The organism is uncultured Eudoraea sp. (genome assembly GCF_947490415.1).
Taxonomy (GTDB): Bacteria; Bacteroidota; Bacteroidia; order Flavobacteriales; family Flavobacteriaceae; genus Eudoraea.
Genome location: NZ_CANLGX010000001.1, coordinates 337,181 through 360,724, shown reverse-complemented (window position 1 = coordinate 360,724; position 23,544 = coordinate 337,181). Strand labels below are relative to the sequence as shown.

The 23,544-nt window shown below is 36.3% G+C and carries 26 protein-coding genes; 13 read left to right on the top strand and 13 right to left on the bottom strand.

What is annotated here, in order from left to right:
* Window positions 1–5: 5 nt before the first annotated feature.
* On the bottom strand, window positions 6–443 hold the full coding sequence (locus tag Q0874_RS01560) for a hypothetical protein (protein ID WP_299158494.1): 438 nt from the start codon (window positions 441–443) through the stop codon (window positions 6–8).
* A 248-nt stretch (window positions 444–691) separates the two neighbouring features.
* Here Q0874_RS01560 and greA point away from each other — a divergent pair, with 248 nt between their 5' ends.
* Entirely contained in the window at window positions 692–1,168 is a 477-nt protein-coding gene (greA, locus tag Q0874_RS01555) for a transcription elongation factor GreA (protein WP_299158491.1), read from the top strand.
* Window positions 1,169–1,235: 67 nt separating this feature from the next.
* Window positions 1,236–1,628, top strand: a complete 393-nt coding sequence (locus tag Q0874_RS01550; RefSeq protein ID WP_299158488.1) for an HIT family protein — start codon at window positions 1,236–1,238, stop codon at window positions 1,626–1,628.
* Here the strand turns inward: Q0874_RS01550 and Q0874_RS01545 are convergent.
* Window positions 1,615–1,971, bottom strand: coding sequence for a hypothetical protein (locus Q0874_RS01545; RefSeq protein WP_299158485.1), 357 nt, complete (start codon window positions 1,969–1,971; stop codon window positions 1,615–1,617). The genes Q0874_RS01550 and Q0874_RS01545 overlap by 14 nt on opposite strands.
* Complete coding sequence (locus tag Q0874_RS01540) at window positions 1,971–3,122, bottom strand: PAS domain-containing sensor histidine kinase (protein ID WP_299158482.1); 1,152 nt, start codon at window positions 3,120–3,122, stop codon at window positions 1,971–1,973. Before Q0874_RS01540 ends, Q0874_RS01545 begins: the two co-directional genes overlap by 1 nt.
* Before the next feature lie 107 nt (window positions 3,123–3,229).
* Between Q0874_RS01540 and Q0874_RS01535 the strand changes: the two genes are divergently transcribed.
* The 3 genes from Q0874_RS01535 to aat all read left to right on the top strand — a co-directional run bounded on the left by Q0874_RS01535 (window position 3,230) and on the right by aat (window position 5,223).
* Window positions 3,230–4,141, top strand: a complete 912-nt coding sequence (locus Q0874_RS01535; RefSeq protein WP_299158479.1) for a flavin reductase family protein — start codon at window positions 3,230–3,232, stop codon at window positions 4,139–4,141.
* Window positions 4,119–4,496: a DUF3127 domain-containing protein gene (locus tag Q0874_RS01530; protein WP_299158476.1), complete on the top strand. Its 378-nt coding sequence runs from the start codon at window positions 4,119–4,121 to the stop codon at window positions 4,494–4,496. The genes Q0874_RS01535 and Q0874_RS01530 overlap by 23 nt, the downstream gene beginning before the upstream one ends.
* A 64-nt stretch (window positions 4,497–4,560) precedes the next feature.
* Entirely contained in the window at window positions 4,561–5,223 is a 663-nt protein-coding gene (gene aat, locus Q0874_RS01525) for a leucyl/phenylalanyl-tRNA--protein transferase (RefSeq protein ID WP_299158473.1), read from the top strand.
* A 144-nt stretch (window positions 5,224–5,367) separates the two neighbouring features.
* On the opposite strand, the gene Q0874_RS01520 is transcribed toward aat, so the two are convergent.
* The 3 genes from Q0874_RS01520 to Q0874_RS01510 form a co-directional block, all read right to left on the bottom strand.
* Window positions 5,368–5,958 carry a hypothetical protein gene (locus tag Q0874_RS01520; RefSeq protein WP_299158471.1) on the bottom strand — a complete coding sequence of 197 codons (591 nt, stop codon included), beginning with the start codon at window positions 5,956–5,958 and terminating at the stop codon, window positions 5,368–5,370.
* Window positions 5,945–6,508 carry a DNA-3-methyladenine glycosylase I gene (locus Q0874_RS01515; protein WP_299158468.1) on the bottom strand — a complete coding sequence of 188 codons (564 nt, stop codon included), beginning with the start codon at window positions 6,506–6,508 and terminating at the stop codon, window positions 5,945–5,947. The genes Q0874_RS01520 and Q0874_RS01515 overlap by 14 nt, the downstream gene beginning before the upstream one ends.
* 121 nt (window positions 6,509–6,629) lie before the next feature.
* A complete protein-coding gene (locus tag Q0874_RS01510; RefSeq protein WP_299158465.1) occupies window positions 6,630–6,986 on the bottom strand; it encodes a hypothetical protein in 357 nt (118 codons plus the stop codon).
* 139 nt (window positions 6,987–7,125) lie between these two features.
* Between Q0874_RS01510 and Q0874_RS01505 the strand changes: the two genes are divergently transcribed.
* The 5 genes from Q0874_RS01505 (at window position 7,126) to Q0874_RS01485 (ending at window position 13,024) form a co-directional block, all read left to right on the top strand.
* Window positions 7,126–7,812 carry a TetR/AcrR family transcriptional regulator gene (locus tag Q0874_RS01505; protein WP_299158462.1) on the top strand — a complete coding sequence of 229 codons (687 nt, stop codon included), beginning with the start codon at window positions 7,126–7,128 and terminating at the stop codon, window positions 7,810–7,812.
* On the top strand, window positions 7,805–9,472 hold the full coding sequence (locus Q0874_RS01500; protein WP_299158459.1) for a peptidase domain-containing ABC transporter: 1,668 nt from the start codon (window positions 7,805–7,807) through the stop codon (window positions 9,470–9,472). The genes Q0874_RS01505 and Q0874_RS01500 overlap by 8 nt, the downstream gene beginning before the upstream one ends.
* A gap of 5 nt (window positions 9,473–9,477) precedes the next feature.
* On the top strand, window positions 9,478–10,830 hold the full coding sequence (locus Q0874_RS01495) for an HlyD family secretion protein (RefSeq protein ID WP_299158456.1): 1,353 nt from the start codon (window positions 9,478–9,480) through the stop codon (window positions 10,828–10,830).
* A 1-nt stretch (window position 10,831) separates the two neighbouring features.
* Complete coding sequence (locus tag Q0874_RS01490; RefSeq protein WP_299158454.1) at window positions 10,832–12,235, top strand: TolC family protein; 1,404 nt, start codon at window positions 10,832–10,834, stop codon at window positions 12,233–12,235.
* A 138-nt stretch (window positions 12,236–12,373) separates the two neighbouring features.
* Window positions 12,374–13,024 (top strand): thioredoxin family protein, encoded by a 651-nt coding sequence (locus tag Q0874_RS01485; RefSeq protein WP_299158450.1) that lies wholly within the window; start codon window positions 12,374–12,376, stop codon window positions 13,022–13,024.
* Here the strand turns inward: Q0874_RS01485 and Q0874_RS01480 are convergent.
* The 5 genes from Q0874_RS01480 to Q0874_RS01460 are packed head-to-tail and all read right to left on the bottom strand — an operon-like array spanning window position 13,007 to window position 16,474.
* Window positions 13,007–13,732: an energy transducer TonB gene (locus Q0874_RS01480; RefSeq protein WP_299158447.1), complete on the bottom strand. Its 726-nt coding sequence runs from the start codon at window positions 13,730–13,732 to the stop codon at window positions 13,007–13,009. The genes Q0874_RS01485 and Q0874_RS01480 overlap by 18 nt on opposite strands.
* A 57-nt stretch (window positions 13,733–13,789) precedes the next feature.
* Window positions 13,790–14,482, bottom strand: a complete 693-nt coding sequence (gene truB / locus Q0874_RS01475) for a tRNA pseudouridine(55) synthase TruB (protein WP_299158444.1) — start codon at window positions 14,480–14,482, stop codon at window positions 13,790–13,792.
* A 36-nt stretch (window positions 14,483–14,518) separates the two neighbouring features.
* Window positions 14,519–15,313, bottom strand: a complete 795-nt coding sequence (locus tag Q0874_RS01470) for an undecaprenyl-diphosphate phosphatase (protein WP_299158442.1) — start codon at window positions 15,311–15,313, stop codon at window positions 14,519–14,521.
* Window positions 15,314–15,586, bottom strand: coding sequence for a DUF3098 domain-containing protein (locus tag Q0874_RS01465; protein ID WP_299158440.1), 273 nt, complete (start codon window positions 15,584–15,586; stop codon window positions 15,314–15,316).
* Between the two features lie 9 nt (window positions 15,587–15,595).
* Window positions 15,596–16,474: an ABC transporter permease gene (locus tag Q0874_RS01460; protein ID WP_299158438.1), complete on the bottom strand. Its 879-nt coding sequence runs from the start codon at window positions 16,472–16,474 to the stop codon at window positions 15,596–15,598.
* An 80-nt stretch (window positions 16,475–16,554) separates the two neighbouring features.
* On the opposite strand from Q0874_RS01460, the gene leuS reads away from it, so the two are divergent.
* The 3 genes from leuS (at window position 16,555) to Q0874_RS01445 (ending at window position 21,611) form a co-directional block, all read left to right on the top strand.
* Window positions 16,555–19,389 carry a leucine--tRNA ligase gene (gene leuS, locus Q0874_RS01455; RefSeq protein ID WP_299158435.1) on the top strand — a complete coding sequence of 945 codons (2,835 nt, stop codon included), beginning with the start codon at window positions 16,555–16,557 and terminating at the stop codon, window positions 19,387–19,389.
* A gap of 324 nt (window positions 19,390–19,713) precedes the next feature.
* A complete protein-coding gene (gene ald, locus Q0874_RS01450; RefSeq protein WP_299158433.1) occupies window positions 19,714–20,814 on the top strand; it encodes an alanine dehydrogenase in 1,101 nt (366 codons plus the stop codon).
* Between the two features lie 92 nt (window positions 20,815–20,906).
* The gene (locus tag Q0874_RS01445) at window positions 20,907–21,611 is read left to right on the top strand and encodes a zinc metallopeptidase (RefSeq protein ID WP_299158430.1); all 705 of its coding nucleotides are present in this window, start codon (window positions 20,907–20,909) and stop codon (window positions 21,609–21,611) included.
* Window positions 21,612–21,638: 27 nt separating this feature from the next.
* Here Q0874_RS01445 and Q0874_RS01440 read toward each other — a convergent pair whose 3' ends face one another.
* Window positions 21,639–22,109, bottom strand: a complete 471-nt coding sequence (locus tag Q0874_RS01440; protein ID WP_299158427.1) for an Lrp/AsnC ligand binding domain-containing protein — start codon at window positions 22,107–22,109, stop codon at window positions 21,639–21,641.
* Between the two features lie 49 nt (window positions 22,110–22,158).
* Complete coding sequence (locus tag Q0874_RS01435) at window positions 22,159–23,532, bottom strand: saccharopine dehydrogenase family protein (protein ID WP_299158424.1); 1,374 nt, start codon at window positions 23,530–23,532, stop codon at window positions 22,159–22,161.
* Window positions 23,533–23,544 lie beyond the last annotated feature (12 nt).

Genomic DNA, 23,544 nt, shown 5'->3' with positions numbered 1-23,544 from the left:
TATTCTCAGTTGGAAATTACAACGGTAGTTCCATCAAATGAAGTGTTGTAAAACAAAAGGTCATAGTACGGTTTCCCGTCATCAGGTCTGTTTAATTGTTGTCCGGTAAACAGGCTATATTCATAATCTTCGCATGAACAAATTACAGTTTGACTATTAAGGTCCATTGTTGAGCATGCATTTGGGGCATGATTTGGACAACTGGCCTCCCAGGCAAAAAACTGATCAAAACCCTTATTTATAACAAAAACACCTCTTATTCCTACACCCTGGTTTCCAATGAATATGGCATTCCCTATATTAGTTAAAGGACTATATAAGGGTAAATTGAGATTAGCTTCGAATCTGAAGCCAACTTCCTGCAAATAAGGATTGCGGTTTCCTTCGTCTTTACTACAGGCCAGAAGCAAAATGAAAACTAACCAGAGGCATATTCTTTTCATATAATAATAGGATTCAATTAAGATGTCTTAAACAAAATTGAACAAAAAATATGTATCTTTGCGTTAAATCCTCTTTAAAAAAGGGGATTTTCTTATAAGTTAAACCTCATTTTGATGAATAACTCTACTTAATGTGTTTATCTTAAATTAGTTACCTCAAAATGATTGTTTAAACTAATCCTGCGTTTCCGTAGGATTTATTGTTTAATGATTTTGGGCATTTTTTATGATTAATAAATATTGAAGTTATGAGTAATATATCTTATTACACGGCGGAAGGATTAAAAAAACTCAGAGAAGAGTTAAACTATCTTAGGGATGTGGAGAGGCCTAAATCTTCACAGGCCATTGCCGATGCCAGGGATAAAGGTGATTTGTCTGAAAATGCCGAGTATGATGCTGCTAAGGAAGCACAGGGGTTATTGGAATTAAAAATATCAAAACTGGAGGAAACCTTATCCAATGCCAGATTAATAGATGAATCTCAACTAGATACTTCTAAAGTACTTGTGCTTTCGACCGTAAAACTTAAAAACCGACAAAATGGGATGATAATTAGCTATACACTTGTAGCTGAAAGTGAAGCAGACTTAAAGTCCGGAAAAATTTCTGTTACTTCACCTATTGGCAAAGGGCTTCTTGGTAAAGAAGTAGGTGATGTTGCCGAAATTACAGTGCCAAATGGCAAACTAAAATTTGATATTCTTGAAATAAGCAGGCAGTAAAAAGCTATAATTCTTTATATTTAATCCTATCATTATTGATAGGATTTTTTTTAACTAAAAATTGACCGTGGAAAGTATTTTTACTAAAATAATAAATGGCGATATACCATCTTACAAAATTGCAGAAGATGATAAATATTTTGCCTTCCTGGACATTAATCCCAATGCGAAAGGGCATACTTTATGTATACCTAAGAAAGAAGTAGATAAAATAATGGATATGGATGAAGCTCTATATTTGGGTTTAATGGCATTTTCCAGAAGAGTGGGTAAGGCCATTGAAGCAGCTATAGACTGCAAGCGCGTGGGGATTACGGTAATAGGCTTGGAAGTGCCCCATGTGCATGTGCATCTTATTCCTTTAAATAAAATGGCAGATGCAACCTTTATGAACAAAATTGAATTGTCACCGGAAGAATTTGAAGATATTGCGCTAAAAATTCGTTCTAAAATGAAATGATACCGGTTTTATATAGGTAGAATAATACTGCGGCAATTACAATTGGTAATAGAATAATTAAGTAAAACATGGCCGTGAATTTTGTAGTCGCTTTTTCCGGATTGACCATTTTTTGGTAATACTCAAAGATTCGCTCAATATCTTCAGTCCAATTTACCGGGTAAATAATACTTTCACATGTATTGCATTTAATTTGATGGCTAACCTTTGAGGTAATCTTATGATAAAGCCTTCCAAATAAGTGCTTTTGATAAAACGTTATTTTCATGTCCTGATTAAAGCATTCAGGGCAGTTATTGGTAATGTCGGCCTCTTTAATAACAACTAATTTTTCTTTTGCCATTATTGCTGATCTGATTTTATTGATATCTGCATTATAGTGCCTTCCTTGCTCGAAGAAAGTACTTTTACCTTTCCTTTATGATACTCCTCAATTATTCTTTTAACCAGGGATAATCCTAACCCCCAACCTCGTTTTTTTGAGGTATAACCAGGATTAAAAATGGAATTGAAATCGCCTTTTGCTATTCCATGCCCAGTATCTGAAATTAATATATTCACATATTTGCCGTCCGGAACAATTTCGATGGCAATATTCCCTTTGCCTTTCATGGCGTCAATTCCATTTTTGACCAAATTTTCAATTGTCCAGTTATATAATGAACGGTTTAATAGAACGGGAAGTGCTTCAACCTTAGAATTAAATGTAAAATGAATAAGTTTAGAGCTTCTGAGTTTTAGATATTCAAAGGCACTCCTGGTTTCTTTAACAATGTCGTGTTCTTGTAGTTTTGGGAGTGAACCTATTTTAGAAAAACGATCTGTTATGTTCTGTAACCTTCCAATATCTTTCTCAATTTCTTTGGTAATTTCCGGGTTAATTTGTTCGCTCTTCAATAGTTCATTCCAGCCAAGAAGTGAGGTCAGCGGGGTACCAATCTGGTGTGCAGTTTCCTTCGCCATTCCCGCCCATAGTTTGTTTTGTTCAGATGCCTTATTCGTTTTAAAGAAAAAGAAGATAACCGCAGCAAACAGAAATATGATCAATAAAAGGGCAATAGGGTAGTATTTTAGTTTATTTAATACTTCCGAATTTCCATAATATAGGGTAGCCAATTGCTCACCATTATAATCAATAGAAATAGGCAAATTTTCTGATTCAAATTTTTTTATCTTTTGCTTTAAATAAGCAGTATCAATAACTAATTCTTCAGGCATGTTGTTGGTTCTAATGGACCCATCCATATTTACCAGAATCATGGGAGTTGAGGTATTGTTTTGAAAGATTTTAACGTGTAGATTTCCCAGATCCCTGTCCTCTGAAGACTGCAATAATTCTGACTGAGCTGTAGCCCAAATCTCCATTTTATGGCGTTCTTCTTCCTTAAATTTTTTAAAAAAACTATTGGTATTCCAAAGAATAAGACTTACTATAACAAAAGATGCCATTAATAGAAATAGATTCGAAGTCTTCTTTTGGGAATTAAAATTCATCCTGCCTTTTACTTAGCAATAAAGATAACTGAAATTGATCTAAAATGTTGTGTTCTGCAAGCGAGTTAAAGTTTTAATTGGGATACAATTTATATACCTTTGTTTTGATGCAAAAAACAATATCGCTAATACCTTCTGAGATTACCACCGGGCAGTTACACGCTTACCTTTTAGGGGCGGTTGGACCCAGGCCGATAGCTTTTGCAAGTACTATAGACGAAAAAGGAATTCCAAACCTCTCACCATTTAGTTTTTTTAATGTCTTTAGCGCTAATCCACCTATATTGATTTTCTCACCAGCCAGAAGAGTGAGGGATAATAGTACTAAGCATACACTAGATAATGTGCTTAAAACAAAAGAAGTGGTCATCAATATTGTAAATTACGATCTGGTTCAGCAGATGTCTTTGACAAGTACAGAATATGGTGAAAAGGAAAATGAATTTATAAAAGCTGGATTAACAATGTTGACCTCAGATTTGGTTAAACCTTTCAGGGTTGAGGAATCTCCTGTCCAGTTTGAATGCAAAGTAACAAAGGTGGAGGCTTTGGGTAACAAAGGGGGAGCTGGTAATCTGGTTTTTGCAGAAGTTGTTAAAATGCATATCCATGAATCAATTTTGGGAGAGGATGGTTCAATTGACCAGTTTAAAATTGATCAGGTTGCCAGAATGGGAGGTAATTGGTATAGCAGGGCTAATAAAGGTATGTTTGAGGTTCCGAAACCACTTTCCAAGCTCGGAATAGGGGTTGATAATATACCTAAAGAAATACGATCAATAAAAATGCTAACAGGGAACGATTTGGGCTTATTGGGAAACGTTGAGCGTATGCCGGATAAAGATGATATCGAAGAATTTATAGCAACAAATGATCAAATTCGGTCAATTGTCAAAAATAAGGATACAAAAGAATTACTAAGAATAACTAGAGAATATTTAGATAATAATAAGATACTTTCGGCATGGAAAGTATTGTTAATAAATACTGAATTAAATGGAAATACAAGGAAAAATTAAAATGATTGATGAGACTAAAACCTTTGGCAATAACGGTTTTAGAAAAAGAGAGGTGGTTATTACTACTGAAGAACAATATCCCCAACATATATTGGTAGAATTCGTTCAGGATAAATGTGACTTGCTTAATAAGCATAATGTTGGAGAAACTGTAAAAATCAGCATTAACCTAAGAGGGAGAGAATGGACAAACCCTCAGGGGGAGGTTAAATATTTTAATTCTGTTCAAGGATGGCGAATAGAATCTTTACAACCCGATCAGGGGGATAGCGGAATACCACCTGTGCCGCCAATTGAGGCATTTGAGCCAGCCGAAGAACTAAATGAAGAAGATCATGACGATCTGCCATTTTAGATAGAAACCCTTTTCTGCTGCAGATTATTTTTAGGTTGACCGGTAATTCTAAGAACTGTTAAACTTGAAAAACAAGGATACGGATATTTACTTTTTAACAGATCTATTGGAGTTCCCTCCAGCGGATAATGCAAATGCGGAGGGTTTACTGGCGGTTGGTGGGGATTTATCTCCAGAAAGATTATTGCTGGCCTATAGATCAGGGATATTTCCCTGGTTTAATAAAGATTCTTTGATCTTATGGTGGAGCCCTGATCCCAGAATGGTTTTATTCCCTCAAAAAATCAAGATTTCTAAAAGTATGCGACAAATTATGTCGGGTACTCGATTCACTTTAACCAGGAATAGATGCTTTAAAGAAGTAATGGAAGCCTGTGCCGAAATAACGAGAAAGGGACAGGAAGGAACCTGGATTACCAATAGCATGAAAGAAGCCTATTTACGTTTACATGAACTTGGTTTTGCAAGATCATATGAGGTTTGGGAAGATAAGGAACTAGTGGGTGGGCTGTATGGAATTGATCTGGGACACGTATTTTGTGGTGAAAGTATGTTCTCTAAGGCAACAAATGCATCCAAATTTGCCTTTATCCAATTGGCCAGGGACCTGGAGGAAAAAAACTATAAATTAATTGATTGTCAGCTTTATACCAAGCATTTGGAGAGCTTAGGGGCTGAAGAAATACCAAGGAAGGAATTCCTTAAACTATTGCAGAACAGTATTTAGTGTTGTAAGAAAGAGGAATCTGTTTAGAGTGGATCAAGAATGATATATGATTTCTTTAGTCAACGGAATGACAGCAAGAAGAAATATAGCATAGGTTGTATTTGTCTAACCTCATGAGACCAGGTAGAAATCGTTTATTCCTGATTAATAAAGGACATGATCATAGTTGGCCGGAAGAGATTCTTTCATTTTTATAAAGTCTCCCTCTGCGCCAAATAAGATTTCAAAGTCCGAATGCACATCCTGTATTTTACCCCTTACCATTAATTCATAATTTAAGGAAGGAATCAAAAGATTTTGGAATGCATTATTTAAGGTAGTTTCGGCAGTTTCATCAGAGGTAATGGGATATTGTTGTTGAATCTTTCTAATTTTAAACTTAGTAAACTTTTCATTCAAGAACTTTGTGATCTTTGACCATGAAACCTCAGGGACATCTACTTCCTTAATTGAAATTTCAATATCTTCCAGCTTGCCCGATTCATCAAATTCAATACTGTAGTACAATTTATCCTTTTTAAACTTGGTTTCATAACTAATTTTTGTAGTATCTGTTTCCTTATAAAAACGAATCTTTTTAGCTTCCTTCAGTTTCTCTTGGATGAATTCATGAGCTGTCTCAGGGAATTGATTTTTTTTAATACGGTGTTCCCGCTCAACCTTTACCTGAGAATTAACCATTGAGAACTGAAATAAGACCAATACTAAAACTGGTAAACTCCTACACCTCATCATATCTAAAACAATTTACTTCATGATCATTTACCATTCCGGTAGCTTGCATATGGGCATATACCACTGTACTGCCCACGAATTTGAAGCCTCTTTTTTTAAGGTCTTTGCTAATGGCGTCAGATAAAGCTGTATTTGCAGGGCCTTCTTTGTGGTTCTCAATTTTATTTTTTATGGGTTGGCCATCAACAAAGTCCCAAATGTATGAACTGAAACTTCCGAATTCCTGCTGTACCTTCATAAAAGCTTGGGCGTTGCCTACCGCTGCACGAACTTTAAGTTTATTCCGTATAATTCCTTCATTCTGCAATAAAGCTTCAATCTTTTTTTCTGTATACCTTGAAATCTTTAAATAGTCAAAACCATCAAAAGCTTTTCGGAAATTATCTCGTTTTTTTAAAATAGTCAACCAACTGAGCCCTGCCTGGAATGTTTCAAGGGTTAAAAATTCAAAAAGCGTTTTGTCGTCCCTTACGGGGACTCCCCATTCGTTATCATGGTAGGCCATATAAAGATCATTCCCCAGACACCAACCACAGCGTTGTTTTTCCATTCCGCTAATTCTTGAGTTCTAAATATAGTGGAATATTTTTTAAAGCTGGTGTCGACGAAATAAACCTGGCTGCTCTAAGTTTTAAATATAGTCAGAGTGGCTCGTGTCTGCAAGTAAATTCTTATTCACTTAATTCGCCCGTGGATAATGCATCTTCCAGATCCGCTTTAACGGTCGCGAACTTTCTAAAAAATTTCTTGCCATCCACCGGTTTTAAAGTAACCTCCGTGCTACCATCAGAAGTATAAGTGTAGTCGATTATTTCAACTTTTTTACCTAATACAGTCTTCATATCAGCTATACCTCCCCGTTTTATAATAAAATTCCTTCTGGGAAAATGAACGTGCTGATAATCGAATGCAGAAGGGCCTTCAATAGTTAAAACAACCCCTTTTTGGATGTTGAATTGTTGTTTTTCCTGTGCCTGTATTAAGAATACTGAGAGCACAAAAAGGATACAGATCGTAATATTTCTCATGATTCAGTCTCATTTTAAATTACATAAAGATATTAAAATAATGTTATAAATGCAAGTATTACAATTGTTAAAAAACAGTTAAACTATTATATATTGATAGTAATACTTTTATATTTGACAAATATTTAATTTCAAGCTGATGAAAAATTTACTGCAGTCTGTTCGAATTACCATTAATGATAAATTATATGTAAAGGACCCTGAATCTTCCAATCTGGGGAAGCGAATTGTTGAAGAAAGTATTATCATGATTAATGACATTGGTTTCGAGAATTTCACTTTTAAAAAATTGGGTCAAAAGATCGGATCCAATGAAAGTTCCATTTATCGCTATTTTGAAAATAAGCATAAATTATTGCTTTATCTGGCTTCCTGGTATTGGGGTTGGCTTGAATATCGTTTGGTTTTTGCAACAAACAATATTCCTGATGCCAACGCTAAATTGGAAAAAGCCATTGAAATTATGACACAGGCAACAGAAATAGATTTGGCCTTTACCCATATTGATGAAGTATTATTAAATAAAATTGTAATTAATGAATATTCTAAGTCTTACCTTACCAAAGAAGTGGATATGGAAAACAAGGAAGGTTATTTCGTAATTTACAAAAGACTTGTCAATAGACTGAGTCAAATGATAAAAGAAGTAAACACAGATTACCCCTATCCTGAAAGTCTGGCCAGCACACTTATTGAAGGTGCACTGCATCAGTATTTTTTGATGGATCATTTTTCTTCTTTAACAAGCTGTGATGTCAATGTTACTCCTACAGAATATTTCAAACACATCGCCTTTAACACCCTAAATATTAAAAATAATGGCTAAAAACATCCTTAGTGCTTGGCAGCGTTTATTAGGACTATTAAAGCTTGACAAGAGAGATATCCTTCAGGTATTTTACTATGCTATATTTGCTGGGGTCGTCAATTTATCTCTTCCATTAGGAATACAGGCCATTATAAACCTGATTCAGGGTGCCCAGGTAAGTACTTCCTGGATAATTCTGGTAATTCTTGTAACATTAGGTGTCGCTTTTGTTGGTGTCCTGCAATTAATGCAGATACGGATTATTGAAAATGTGCAGCAAAAAATATTTACAAGATCTGCATTTGAGTTTGCTTACCGCTTCCCAAAAATAAAGATGAATCAACTACTTAATTTCTACCCTCCGGAGTTGGCTAATCGCTTTTTTGATACCTTAAATGTCCAGAAAGGACTGTCAAAGATTTTAATTGATTTCCCGGCAGCTTTATTGCAAATTATTCTTGGGTTGTTATTGCTGTCATTTTATCATCCATTTTTTATAGTCTATGGAATTCTTCTATTACTACTAATATATATAGTTTTCAAATTTACCGCACAACGCGGGATGGAGACCAGTTTAGATGAATCAAAAAATAAATATAAAGTTGCACATTGGATACAGGAAGTAGCGCGCTCAATTGTTAGTTTTAAGTTGTCTGGCAAAACCAATTTGGCCATGAACAAAACAGACTTACTAGTGTCTGACTATCTTAGTGCGAGGGAGAGTCACTTTAAAATATTGGTGATTCAGTTTATTCAGATGATTGGTTTTAAAGTTCTGGTTACTCTTGGCCTATTGCTTATAGGAGGGATTCTTGTCCTTAATCAGGAAATGAATATTGGTCAGTTTGTTGCTGCCGAAATCATAATATTGTTAGTGATTAGCTCCGTTGAGAAATTAATATTAGGATTAGAGACATTTTATGACTTGCTAACGTCCCTGGAAAAATTGGGGCAAGTAGTAGATAAGGAATTAGAGCCTCAAGATGGGGAAATGCCTTTTAAGAAAGATGAAGCTTTCACTGTAGAATTAGATGAAGTTAGTTACAATGTGCCTGGACGCGAAAAGCAGATCATTGACTCGGTCTCTCTTACTATTACTCCGGGCTGCAGAATATTACTACATGGCAATTCCGGGTCTGGTAAGTCTACGCTACTTCGCTTGATTGCCGGAATTGTCGAACCGGATAAAGGAAATATCTATGTAAACAATGTTTCCTTGAAAATGATCAATTTAAATTATTATCGTTCGCATATTGGAAAATCTCTCTCAGAGGAATCTCCTTTCGAGGGTAGTATTTTAGAGAACATAACTTTCGGAGACTCTTCTATTACAGAAGATCAGGTTTATTGGGTTTTAGAAAAAACCGGATTAGTGGAATTTGTAAAGAACCAAGCTAAAGGACTTCATACAATGCTTTATCCCGAAGGCCAGCAAATCCCCTATGTAGTTTCTAAGAAAATTGTTTTGGCACGTAGTATAGTTAAAAAGCCAAGGATGTTGATTTTAAAAGATCCATTAGACCATTTTAACCCTAAAGAAACGAAGGAAATAATGGATTTCTTATCGGATAGATCAAACCCATGGGCACTCCTGGTAGTAAGTCAAAATCCACTATGGGAACAAAAATGTAGCACCATTATCACCATGGAAAATGGTAAAATAAAAAACCAAAGTTAGAAGACATGCTAAACATTTCACCTAATAAACTAAATCGGAAAGTAGATCTGAGTGTTTATAGCTCTTCCCAGAAAGTTTTTCATACAAAATATTATAAACACTTCAATCGGTTTTTATTGATATTTGCCGGTATTGGTTTTATTGTACTTTTTTTACCCTGGACACAGAACGTATCAGGAAGCGGTTATTTAACCACCTTAAGTCCAGGCCAAAGACCTCAGACCATACAATCACCAATTCCAGGTAGAATTGAAAAGTGGTATGTGCAGGAAGGGGATTATGTAGAAAAAGGGGATACAATTCTTTTTATATCAGAGATAAAGAATGAGTATTTTGATCCTAATTTAGTAGAAAGAACTGGGCAGCAAATTAGGGCCAAATCAAGTGCTGTTACATCTTACGAAGGCAAGGTTAAAGCGCTTAATAATCAAATAGCGGCTTTGAGCAGAGAAAGGGAATTAAAATTACTTCAGGCTAAAAACAAACTCATTCAAGCCAACCTTAAAGTAGAAAGTGATAGTATCGACCTCGAAGCGGCTAAGACAAATATTACCATTGCACAAAGACAATACAATCGAGTACTTCAGCTTGAAAATGAGGGCTTAAAGGCGGTGACAGATGTAGAAGAAAAGAAGTTAAAGTTACAAGAAACCCAGGCCAAACTTATCTCACAGGAAAACAAACTTCTCTCTGCCATAAATCAAGTTATCAATGCCGAAGTGGAAATAAATAGAGTACAGGCAGAATACACCGATAAAATATCAAAGGCGCAGAGTGATATGTTCACTGCACAGTCTAATCAGTTTGATTCTGAGGCTCAGGTAACTAAACTGGAAAACGAGTTTACTAATTACTCTATTCGAAACGATATGTACTTTATAAAGGCTCCTCAAAACGGCTTTATAAATAAGGCGATTAAAGCGGGAGTTGGAGAGACCTTTAAGGAAGGAGAACAATTAGTTGGTATTATGCCGGCCGATTACGACATGGCCGTCGAGACTTTTGTAAGACCTATAGACCTGCCCTTAATGCATCTGGGTGAGGAGGTTAGAATACAATTTGATGGTTGGCCGGCAATTGTATTTAGCGGGTGGCCAAATGTCTCTTATGGCACTTATGGAGGAAAGGTGGTAGCCATTGAAACTTTTATTAGTGACAATGGAAAATATAGAATACTATTAGCACCTGATCCTAATGACCATGAATGGCCAAAGGATTTAAGAGTTGGTTCTGGAGCCTATACTATAGCTCTTTTAGATGACGTGCCGATTTGGTTTGAATTGTGGCGACAGCTAAATGGTTTCCCTCCTAATTACTATCAGCCGAATGGGGATATGTCTAAATCTGAGAAAAAGTAATATGAAAAAGCATTGGTTTTTACTTATTCTTTTCGTTTCACTTTCATTAAACGCTCAGGGGAACGATACCCTCGTTTTAAGCTTTTACGAGTTTTTAGGGTATGTAAAAAAGTATCATCCCATAGCTCGTCAGGCTGAATTACAAATCGGTATTGGGCAAGCAAATCTAATGCGCTCAAGAGGAGGATTTGATCCAAAAATTGAAGTAGATTACGAAAGAAAACAGTTTAAGGGTGTTGAGTATTATGACCGTTTTAATGCTACCTTCAAAGTGCCCACTTGGTATGGGATAGAATTAAAAGGTAACTTTCAGCAGGATGAAGGAGAGTTTATAAATCCAGATGAATCATTGCCAGAGGGCGGATTGTATAGTGCGGGAATCTCTGTGTCTGTGCTTCAAGGAATATGGATCAATGAAAGAATGGCAACCTTAAAACGGGCCAAATATTTTAAAGAACAGACCTTAGCAGATAGAGATTTATTAGTTAATGAGATTCTTTTTAAAGCGTCAGTAGCATATTTTGATTGGCTGCAGGCATACAGAAACAAAACGGTTTATGAGAATTTTGTTGATAATGCCAGTTCCAGATTGGAAGGAATTAAGCGTAGTGCAGAAGCAGGTGATATCGCATCAATAGATGTTGTGGAAGCCAAAATTGCATTTCAGGACAGGCAACTTCGTTTCGAACAAGCTATGGTTGAGCTTACCAATAAGACCTTGGAACTTTCGAATTTTTTATGGATGGAGAATAATATTCCAATAGAGTTGCAGCCAAATGTCATTCCAAATATCGATATAAATAGGGAGGTGGATATCACTCTGGAAATCATGGGAAAACCTTTGGATAGTTTTTCATTGGAAAATCACCCTAAGATTAAGTCTTTAGGGTTTAAATTGGCTGGCCTGGAAGTAGATAAGAGATTAAAAGCCAACAAACTACTACCGAGAATTGATATCGAGTATAACTTCCTTACAGAAACCCCGGGAACTCTGAATTCTTATGATTCACAACAATATAAAGGAGGTGTTAACTTCCTATTCCCATTGTTTTTGAGAAAAGAAAGAGGGGATTTAAAATTAGCAAAGTTTAAACTAAACGATACTCAATTTGAATTGGACAATGCTGAAATCGAAATTCAAAATAAAGTTTTGGCAATCTATAATGCTTTGGATTCTTATCAGATACAGAATTCACTTATAGAGGATATTGTTGGTGACTATAATAAGCTATTGGCAGCAGAAGAAAGAAAATTCGATTTTGGAGAAAGTTCCTTGTTTTTGATAATTAGCAGGGAAAGTAAACTAATAGATTCTGAACTTAAACAGAATGAAGTACAGAATAAATACTTAACTGAAAAGGCGAAGCTTTTCAGGAGCCTTGCCATAAATCCGGAAAACCTGTAGCAGACATATTTCAAAAACTCCTTATAAGTAGAGCATGCCTTAACTACTCTTAATGCCTTGGTGTATTCAATAGTATTAACGATGCGATGGGAGGGATTGCCAAAAAAACCAATTTGAAACAAAATACTGTTTGGTTTTTTGATTTTACACGACTATGAGGAAATGAAAAATACCGAAGATCTAATACTGCAAGAAAAACTAGTTGAATCTGCATTGTCCCGTGCATATACCTATAAAGATTATCGAAATCTCCTGGATGAATTGACTGCACTCAAAAGGACTACAGGCGTTGAACAGAAAGAGTCTCTGATCAATTATACTCTGTTAAATAACCAGAGGATAAGACGATGGGATAAAACACTAAAATTGTCGGACACTGCAAATAAGAGAATTGAAAAATGGAAAAAACCAGTTTTATGGCTCGTTTTAACCGAAAGTTGGTGTGGTGACGCTGCCCCTGCAATGCCAGTAATAAATAAGATAGCAGAATCATCAGCTAAAATAACTTTTAAAGTAGCCTTGCGAGATGAAAACCCGGAGCTCATGAATCTTTTTCGAACAAATGGAACCTTGTCTATTCCCAAACTGTTAATGGTTGATGAACAGCGTATGGAAGTTATGAATTCCTGGGGGCCAAGACCTACTAAGGCAACTAAAATGGTTGAAGTTTATAAAGAAGAAAACTGGGAACTTACACCCGAATTTAAGCAAGATTTGCAGCTTTGGTATAATAAAGATAAAGGGGAAAATATCCTCGACGATCTCTTGGGTTTACTTACTTTGAAATAGGTAGGTTATTGTTCCTTTTTGAGTAGCTCTCGATGCTGAACTAAATTTTGCCTTTAAGGCATAGGAAATAGCGTTATCAACAAGGCAGCCATTAGATGTATTAGAGCTTTTTGCATTAAAATTAGCATCAATAACATTGCCCGAAGCATCTACTTCAATATTCACTACAACTCTACCACCCTCAATACAGGTATAAATTGGAGGTGGAAGTAAATAATTAGAACGATCAACTAACGAATATGAAATGGAAGTTTTTCTTTTTTCAAGCTTATTTGTGAATTCTTGTTTATTAGCCTCTACTTCCTCTAGTTGTTGTTTTTTTTCTTCTCTTTTTTCTACGAGATCCTTAAGGCTGGCTGCATATCCTGAGTCTGAATTCAAAAATTCTTTAAAATCATCTTCATTCATCGAAGCTTCCTTTTCCTCTAATAGTTCTTCAAGTGTTTTTAGAGGTTCCGGTTCTTCCAAGCTAGATTTGGCGGTTTCGTTAAAAGCCATATGACTTTTTATGGGATCTGCTTTGGCCATTTCCTCCTGCCTTTCCAACTCTTCAATTATTTTTTCAAGCTCCTCGTCCGCCAAGCTCAATTCAATTATATACTCTTCCTGTTCCTCAGATCCCAAGTGAATATTAAAAAGTAACAATATCACTATCGATAGAGAGAAGAAAGTTATTATAAGAGAAAGCTGACTTCGATTCAGGTCCATATTTCTATAACCAAATTTTTAATAATATATTTCACTCAACACCTCATTTTAAAGTTGTTAAACATTCATCATTTCTTTAAAATTTGCCGGTGCTACCGCATTATTTACGTTATAGTCCCCTATTTTGGTTCTTCTAAGGGATGATAAGTGGCCCCCGGAATTCAATGCTTTACCAAAATCATGAGCGATAGATCTTATATATGTGCCTTTGCTGCATCGTATCCTGAATCGTAATACGGGCAGATTTATTTCCAAAATCTCAAATTCCAAAACTTCAACAAACCGGGCTTTTATCTCCAATTCCTTACCTTCTCTTGCATATTCATACATACGCTTTCCATCTTTTTTCAAAGCCGAAAAAACAGGAGGTTTTTGAGCGATCTTACCAAGAAACAAAGCTTTTGTCTTATGAATTAATTCATGAGTGATATGATCTGTTGTATATACATTATCCACTTCGGTCTCCAGGTCGTAAGAAGGGGTTGAGCTGCCTAATGTTATGGTGCCCTCATACTCTTTTGGCATACCTTGAAATTCATGAATCCGCTTCGTAAATTTCCCGGCACATATTAATAAAAGCCCGCTGGCTAGGGGGTCTAAAGTCCCGGCATGACCTACTTTAATTTTTTTTAACTGGAATCTTTTTCTAATTGCCCATTTGACGGCATTAACGGCCTGAAAAGAAGACCAATTTAAAGGCTTGTCAATTAGAATAAGTTGGCCCTCCAAAAAATCTTCCTTGGTTTTCAAGACAATAATTTAAGTAAAAATTTAAAAATTAAGGATTTAACCCAAAAGACCAAAACCTATGGCAATACATCCAACAATAAAACAGTAAATAGCAAAGTAACTCAACTTACTTTTTTTTACGAGCTGAATCATCCAGGTACATGCGACTAAACCTGCTATGAAAGCAGCTATAAAACCTGCTCCCATAGCAATGGTTTGCTCACTTTGATATTGGAGTTCCCCACCAATAATATCTTTGGCCATTTTACCTATTATAAGGGGTACAACCATTAAAAATGAAAATCGGGCAGCTTTAGTCTTATCTACACCCAACAATACAGAAGTGGATATCGTAGCCCCACTCCTGGAAATACCCGGTAGTATTGCAATTGCCTGAGATACACCTATGACAAAAGCATTTAAATAGGTTACTTTTTTCTGAGTTTCTCGGGCCTTATCTGCAAGGTATAGGAGTAGTGCTGTAATAAGAAGCATGTAGCCTACAAATGCTACATTGCCACCAAAAAAACCTTCTAGCTGTTCTTCAAAAATCAGTCCCACAATTGAAGCAGGGATCATAGATATGACAATCTTTAAAGAAAAACGCGTTTCCTCATTCCACTTAAATTGAAATAAACCTCTGATAATTTCCCATACGTCTTGCCTAAAGACCACAATTGTACTTAGGGCGGTGGCAAAATGAAGCACTACAGTAAACAGCAAGCTTTCCTGGGGGATAGAGTTATCGCCTAAAATTGCCTTTCCTAATTCCAGATGACCACTGGATGAAACAGGTAAAAATTCTGTTAATCCCTGGACTATGCCAAGGATAATTGCGTCTATGATTTCCAATTAATCGTTTTTCTTCTTATGTGGATTTAATAAAATGGCATATATCTCGATCCCTAAACCTATTAGGACTAAAGTTGGCGCCAATCGAATTCTTCTGAAGTTATATATATCCGGATTAAATACATTAGGGTCATCACTTCCTCCTCCGCTCATTAATATAAAACCAAGGGCCATACAGGCAAGCCCTATAAACATAAAGAGGTAGTTTCTTCTCTGGAAGATAAATTCAGGCTTTGGGGCCTGATTTTGTTTATTTTTTTGCTTTTGACTCATGCTGCAAATTTAATAATATAAATCATCTGTTCTGAGATTAAGAAAGCGTTGGGTTGCAAAATAAGTACTTATTAATGAAATAAGTACGCCTAAAACAAAAACACCTACAAAAAGGATACTCAATATCGTAAAGTCCTGTAAAAGATTTAATTCTGGAAAATTCATATCAACATAATAAAGAACAGTTCCCAACGCTATTAGTGCTATTAATGAACCAAGCATTCCTAATTTAATATTTGTCCAAATAAAAGGCCTTCTGATAAACCTTTTTGTGGCACCCACCATTTGCATTGTTTTTATAATAAAGCGTTTAGAATATATGGATAAGCGGATAGAACTATTAATTAATAAAACAGCGATTAGTGTAAAAACAGCACTAGCGACTAATATCCAGAAGGAAATCCTTTTTACATTATCTGTAAGCAGCGCAATTAGAGGCTTATCATAACTTACTTCTTCAACATAGTCCTTTTTGGCAAGTTCAGTTGCAATTTCCTCTACTTGTTCTGTAGAAACAAAATCTGCTTTTAAAGCCACATCAATTGAATTTTTAAGAGGATTATAACCCAAAAACTCAAGGAAGTTTTCACCAATTTCCGCACTGTGCACCTCAGCCGCTTCTTCTTTGGAGACATAGACGGCAGATTTGGTATAATCTGACATTACCAGGCTTTTCTGCAACTGATCAACTTCAACTTCCTTGGCATTATCCTTTAAGAAAACAGATATTTTGATTTGTTCTTTAAAATGATCTGCTAATTTTTTGGTGTTTAGCACTAAAAGGCCTAAAACACCTAATAAAAAAAGCACGAGACCAATACTCAACACCACTGAAAAGTAGGAAGAGATCAATTTGCGTTTTTGATAGCGTTCAAAAGATTTGCTCATAGTGGGATATGAATACGTAAAAATAGGAAAGTAAATTGAATAAACTTATTTTTGCGCGGTATCGGTTATAAACAAAAATTATGAGCTATAATTTTAGGGAGATTGAGGCCAAATGGCAAAGATATTGGGCGCACAATAACACATTTAAGGCAATTAATGGCTCGGATAAGGAAAAGTATTATGTTCTGGATATGTTTCCATACCCATCAGGGGCCGGTCTTCATGTTGGACATCCTTTAGGTTATATTGCCAGTGATATTTATTCCCGTTATAAAAGACATAAAGGATTCAATGTTTTACATCCTATGGGCTATGATTCCTTTGGGCTACCGGCAGAACAATACGCCATACAAACCGGACAACACCCATCTATTACTACCGAGACCAATATAGCCAGATACAGAGAACAACTGGATAAACTAGGGTTTTCCTTTGACTGGAACAGGGAAGTTCGCACTTCTGACCCAAAATATTACAAATGGACACAATGGATATTTATTCAACTTTTCAATTCCTGGTACAATAAAAGCAAGGATAAAGCTGAAGAGATAGAACAACTTATAGAAATTTTCAAAAAAGAAGGAAATACCAATATCAATGCATCCTGTGATGAAGATACCCCATTATTTACTGCCGCGGAATGGAATATGCTGAATTCAAAAAAACAGGAAGAAATATTATTAAAGTACAGATTGACCTATTTAGCAGATACAGAGGTTAATTGGTGTCCTGCTCTTGGAACTGTACTTGCAAATGATGAGATTGTTAATGGCGTATCTGAACGCGGAGGACATCCTGTGGTACGCAAAAAAATGACCCAATGGAGCATGCGTATTACGGCTTACGCACAGCGCCTCCTCGATGATTTACAAAAAGTAGATTGGCCTCAGTCTTTAAAAGACGCCCAGGCAAATTGGATTGGCAGGTCTGTAGGTGCTTCAGTTACTTTTAACACAATACCTTCAGGGGATAGTAATATCTCTCATCCTATTGAGGTGTTCACTACCCGACCTGATACAATTTTCGGAGTTAGTTTTATGACTCTTGCTCCAGAGCATGAATTGGTATCAAAAATAACCACAGAAGAACAAAAAGTGGAAGTTGAGGCTTACGTTAAAAGCACTTCCAAACGATCAGAACGAGATAGGTTAGCAGATGTAAAAACTATTACCGGTGTTTTCACAGGCGCATTTGCTGAACATCCTTTTACCAGGGAATCAATACCCATTTGGATTGGGGATTATGTTTTAGCCGGTTACGGCACCGGAGCAGTAATGTCTGTCCCAAGTGGGGACCAACGCGATTATGATTTCGCAAAGCATTTTAAGATCCATATTCCTAATATTTTTGAAGGAATAGATATATCCCAAGAAGCATTTGCAGATAAAGAATTGACTATAATTGCCAATTCTGAGTTTTTAAATGGATTAAATTATAAACAAGCCACTAAAAAAGTAATCTCTGAATTGGAAAATATTGGTCAGGGGAAAGGTAAAGTGAACTATCGGCTTAGAGATGCCGTTTTTAGCCGCCAGCGCTATTGGGGTGAACCTTTTCCGGTATTTTATGTTGATGGAATGCCTAAAATGATCGATGAAGACTGCCTTCCTTTGATGCTGCCGGAGGTAGAAAAGTATTTGCCTACAGAAACAGGAGAACCACCATTGGGGAATGCGACAGAGTGGGCATGGGATAAACAGAAATCTAAGGTGGTAAGCAATAGTTTAATTGATAATGTGAAAGTTTTCCCTTTAGAGCTTAATACAATGCCTGGATGGGCAGGTAGTTCGCAATATTTTAACCGGTATATGGATCCGGAAAACAATAAGGAAATCTTCTCTCAAGATGCTATTAACTACTGGCAGCAGGTAGATCTTTATATCGGAGGTGTTGAACACGCCACCGGACATTTATTGTACTCCCGTTTTTGGCAGAAATTTATGTTCGACAAAGAAATGGTTCCTCATCAGGAATACGCCAAAAAATTACTTAACCAGGGGATGATTCTGGGCACAAGTGCCTTTGTGTATAGAGAAGAAGGAACGAATAAATTGATATCCAAAGGATTAATAAATGATATAAATGTAAGTCCATTGCATGCCGATGTCTCTTTGGTTAATTCTTCAGATGAATTGGATATTGAAGCCTTTAAAAAATGGAGGCCAGAGTTTAAAAATGCTGACTTCATTTTAGAAAATGGTAAATACATTGTGGGGCGTGAGGTTGAAAAAATGTCCAAATCTAAATACAATGTGGTCAACCCGGATGAAATATGTGAGGAATATGGGGCAGATGCCTTACGGATGTATGAAATGTTTCTGGGGCCACTGGAACAGGCAAAACCATGGAATACAGCCGGTATCTCAGGAGTATATGCTTTTCTAAAAAAATTATGGCGGCTTTATCATACCGGTCCCGAAGGTGGTTTTCAGGTTACAGAGCAGCCACCATCCAAAGAATCACTAAAATCACTTCATAAAACCATAAAAAAAGTGGAAGAGGATATTGAACATTTCTCATTCAATACTTCAGTAGCAACCTTTATGATTTGTGTAAATGAACTTTCCACACAAAAGTGTACCAGCAGGGATATACTGGAACCACTTGCAATTTTAATCTCCCCCTATGCGCCCCATATTTCTGAAGAACTTTGGGAAAAGTTGGGGCATACAGCATCTGTTTCAACGGAGCCATTTCCGAAATTTGAGGCAGACTACCTCATTGAAAATAGCAAGTACTATCCAATTTCCTTTAATGGGAAAATGCGTTTCACCATCGAACTTCCTTTGGATATGGGGAAAGAAGAAATAGAGACGGCCGTTATGTCCCACGAAAAAACTAAGGCTCAACTTCAGGGTCGAATCCCAAAAAAGGTGATTGTGGTACCGGGCAAAATAGTGAATATCGTAGGCTAATTCTTATCCAACAAGATTTTGTGTTAAAAGAGCCGTATTCCTGATCCATGATTGGTTCATGAAAACGCGGATTTTTGAGCAATTGATATAATCTGTTATAAGCGAAATATTTGAATATTATAATATATACCATATTACACCCCCCCCCAAAATATACACAATAACACATAAAATAATAATTAATAGAAAATATACCCTTTATATTTATGGGGTATAGTTTCAAAAAAGTACTATTATAGAGTTATTACCCCACATTTTGTCGATTTTATTTCGTTATCAGTATTTATTGTTACATTTTTGACATGAACTTAAAAATATAATACTATGATTATAGGTGTACCAAAAGAAATCAAGAACAACGAAAGCAGGGTGGGAATGACACCTGCTGGAGTATTTGAACTTGTTAAGTATAATCACACTGTTTATATTCAGTCTGGTGCTGGTGAAGGAAGCGGGTTTTTTGATGAGGATTATAAAAAAGCGGGTGCACTGATATTAGATACCATTGGGCAGGTTTATGCACTGTCGGAGATGATTGTTAAAGTAAAGGAACCTATAGAAAAGGAATATAACTTTATACAAAAAGGGCAGGTTATCTTCGCCTATTTTCATTTTGCATCCAGTGAAACTTTGACAAAAGCAATGATAGAACGAAAGGCAGTTTGCATAGCCTATGAAACTGTTGAGGACGAAGATAGAACCCTGCCTTTATTGACCCCGATGTCTGAAGTAGCGGGTAGGATGGCTATACAACAAGGAGCGAAATATCTGGAGAAGCCAGTTAAGGGTAGGGGAGTTTTGTTGGGCGGTGTTCCGGGGGTTGCACCTGGCAGAGTTCTGGTTCTTGGTGCTGGTATAGTTGGAACTCAGGCTGCAAAAATGGCAGCTGGTCTTGGTGCTCATGTTACCATATTAGATGTTAATATGAAGAGACTTCGTTATATAAATGATGTAATGCCCAGCCATGTGGTAACTGAGTTTTCTAATGAGTTTAATATAAGAAAGCATATAAAAACACATGATCTCATTATTGGGGGGGTGCTATTAAAAGGCTCAAAGGCCCCCAAACTCATTACCAGGGATATGCTTGGAGATATGCGTAAAGGAACAGTAATTGTTGATGTAGCTGTGGATCAGGGTGGTTGTGTCGAGACTACAAGACCAACCACACATGAAGACCCTATTTATATAATTAATGATGTAGTACATTATTCTGTAGCTAATATGCCCGGGGCGGTACCATATACTTCTACTATGGCACTTACAAATGTAACGTTGCCATATGTCCTTAAACTTGCAAATTTAGGCTGGGAAATGGCCTGTGAAGTAGATATTTCATTGCATAAAGGGCTAAATATCGTACACGGAGAAGTAGTTTACAAGGAGATTTTAGAAGCATTTAATTGGAATGAGATAGCAGTGTAAATGTACATTTTGTCAGTATAAAAACCCCGGTTCTATATTGGCCGGGTTTTTGTTATTTAATAACTACTTTTAAATTAGCAAAAAACGAAATTATGACAATTTATTATGTATTACTCGGCGCAATTGCCCTAGTAAGCTGGTTAGTTAGTAGAAAACTTAAAAGCAAGTTTAATTATTATTCTAAAGTACATTTGCGTAATGGCATGAGTGGTGCAGAGATTGCTGAACAAATGTTGAGTGATCATGGCATTAGAGATGTTAAAGTAGTCTCGACAGCTGGAATGCTTACAGATCATTATAACCCGAAAACCAAAACAGTTAATCTAAGTGAAGGGGTTTATAACCAGCGCAATGCGGCTGCAGCTGCTGTTGCTGCTCATGAATGTGGCCATGCAGTTCAGCATGCACAGGCCTACGAATGGCTTTCAATTCGTTCTAAATTAGTTCCTGTAGTGAGCGTTACATCGGGTATGTCTACATGGGTAGTCTTCGGAGGGCTTATATTGGCTGCTTCAACAGAGGGGCAGGGAGGCCAATTCGGGTTTTATATTGCCGTAGCAGGCTTAATCATGATGGGCTTTGCCACACTATTTAGTTTTATTACCCTCCCTGTGGAATATGATGCAAGTAACAGGGCGTTGGCCTGGTTAAAAAGGAAGAACATTGTTTCACAAGAAGAATATAAGGGATCTGAGGATTCCTTGAAATGGGCGGCAAGAACTTATGTAGTTGCTGCAATTGGCTCTCTGGCCTCGTTGGTTTACTGGGGGTTTCAGGTATTCGGTGGAAGAGATTAGTTCTTTTAAAGGAATATTTTTGAACTATTAAATAGTAATTTGACGGTCTATTTGTTGATCTAGAGATATGAAGGTCTCTGTTCTGGAAACACCCTCAATCTGCTGTATTTTTTTGTTTAACAAATGCATAAGATGTTCATTGTCTTTACATAGAACTTTGATAAGGATAGACCAATTGCCAGTAGTATAATGGCATTCCAGGACTTCCGGTATTTTTTCCAATTGTTTCACAGCTATCGGATTACTCATGGCCTTATCAAGAAAAATACCAATATACGCCATGGTTGTATAACCCAGAACTTTTGGATTCACAATGAATTTAGACCCGGCAATAAGGCCGGACTTTTCCAGTTTTCGAAGTCTTTGATGAATTGCAGCTCCTGAGATTCCAATATTTCTGGCAATTTCTAATATTGGCTTTCTTGCATCCTGCATAAGGAATCTTAGGATTTTTTTATCAATCCCATCAATTTTTATATTTTCATTACTGGGTTTCATGAACGGACTTTCATTTAATACCTAAAGATACCAAATTTAGTTACAAATATTAACCTGCTACAGAATCAGGATTATAACCTAAATAAGGTTTGTTATACTCCTTAAACTCTACTCCGTAATTGACTAACTCCTTTAAGATTGGTTCATATATTTCCTTTAATATAGGTATCTGGACACCTGGGGTGGAAATTTTTTTATTAAGTATTTGTAAGGTAGCAATAGCCACAGGTAAGCCAACAGTTTTGGCCATTGCTGTATGGGTGTGATTTTCACCAATCACCACCATATTGGCATCCAGCTGTTGTTTTTTTCCATTCAGTTCATATCCGAATTTATGGTACATGACGATCATATCTTTATCGTCATGCGCCATGGTCCAACTGTCTTCCAATATTTTTTGCAACATCTGAGCCGGAGTAGCATTTTTTATATGAATAATTTTTTCCGAATCAAACAGGTTTAACTCCAGCAGTTTTTCCCACATAATATCATCCTGATCAATTTTGAGATAGTGTCTGAGTTTAAGTTCAACGGAATCCGTGGGTGAATAGGGTAGAAAAAGATTAATAAATTCCCTGTAGGACATTCCTTCGGAATTTTCTACGGTATAACTATCATCTGTCATGCCTAGCTGAACAAACATATTCCAGGCTTTTGAGAATCCAACGCGTCTCATGGTGCCTCTGTAAAGAGTTAGTGCATTCTTCAACCCATATGCTTCCCTATATTTTAAAGAATCTCTGTTTGCATATGCTTCAAAAGTTCCATAACCTTCAATATTCATAAATTCGGTTCGTCTGAATAATTTATGATAAGGAATATATTTATAGGAACCTTCCTGTATAAATTTAGCAGTTCCACCTTGTCCGGCAAGTACAACATTTCTGGGGTTCCATGTAAATTTGTAATTCCATAGATTAGTATCACTTTCAGGAGCTACCAGACCGCCAGTAAATGATTCAAATAATAGCATTTTGCCTCCCTTATCCCTTATTCTATTAATTATTTGCATGGCGCTCATATGGTCTATACCAGGGTCTAAACCTATTTCGTTCATAAAAACCAAGCCATTTTTTTTAGCAGTAGCATCTAATGCTTTAATTTCTTCACTTATATAGGAGGCAGTAACCATATGTTTTTTAAAACGAATGCAATCTTCAGCTACTTTTATGTGAAAGCGTGCCGGGAGCATGGAAATAACAATATCCGAGTTTTTTATGGCCATCTCCCTTTCATCATCCTTAAATATATCCAACTTTATTACTTTACACGAGGGATGGTTTTTTATTTCATCAGAAATTATCCTGGGATTCAGATCCCCAATAGTTAAATGCAGATTTTCTGAATCTGCTTTTTTCAGAAAGTAATCCAACAAATACGAGGTAGATTTTCCGGCCCCTATGACTAATATTTTTCGTGACATTAAATTTATTTT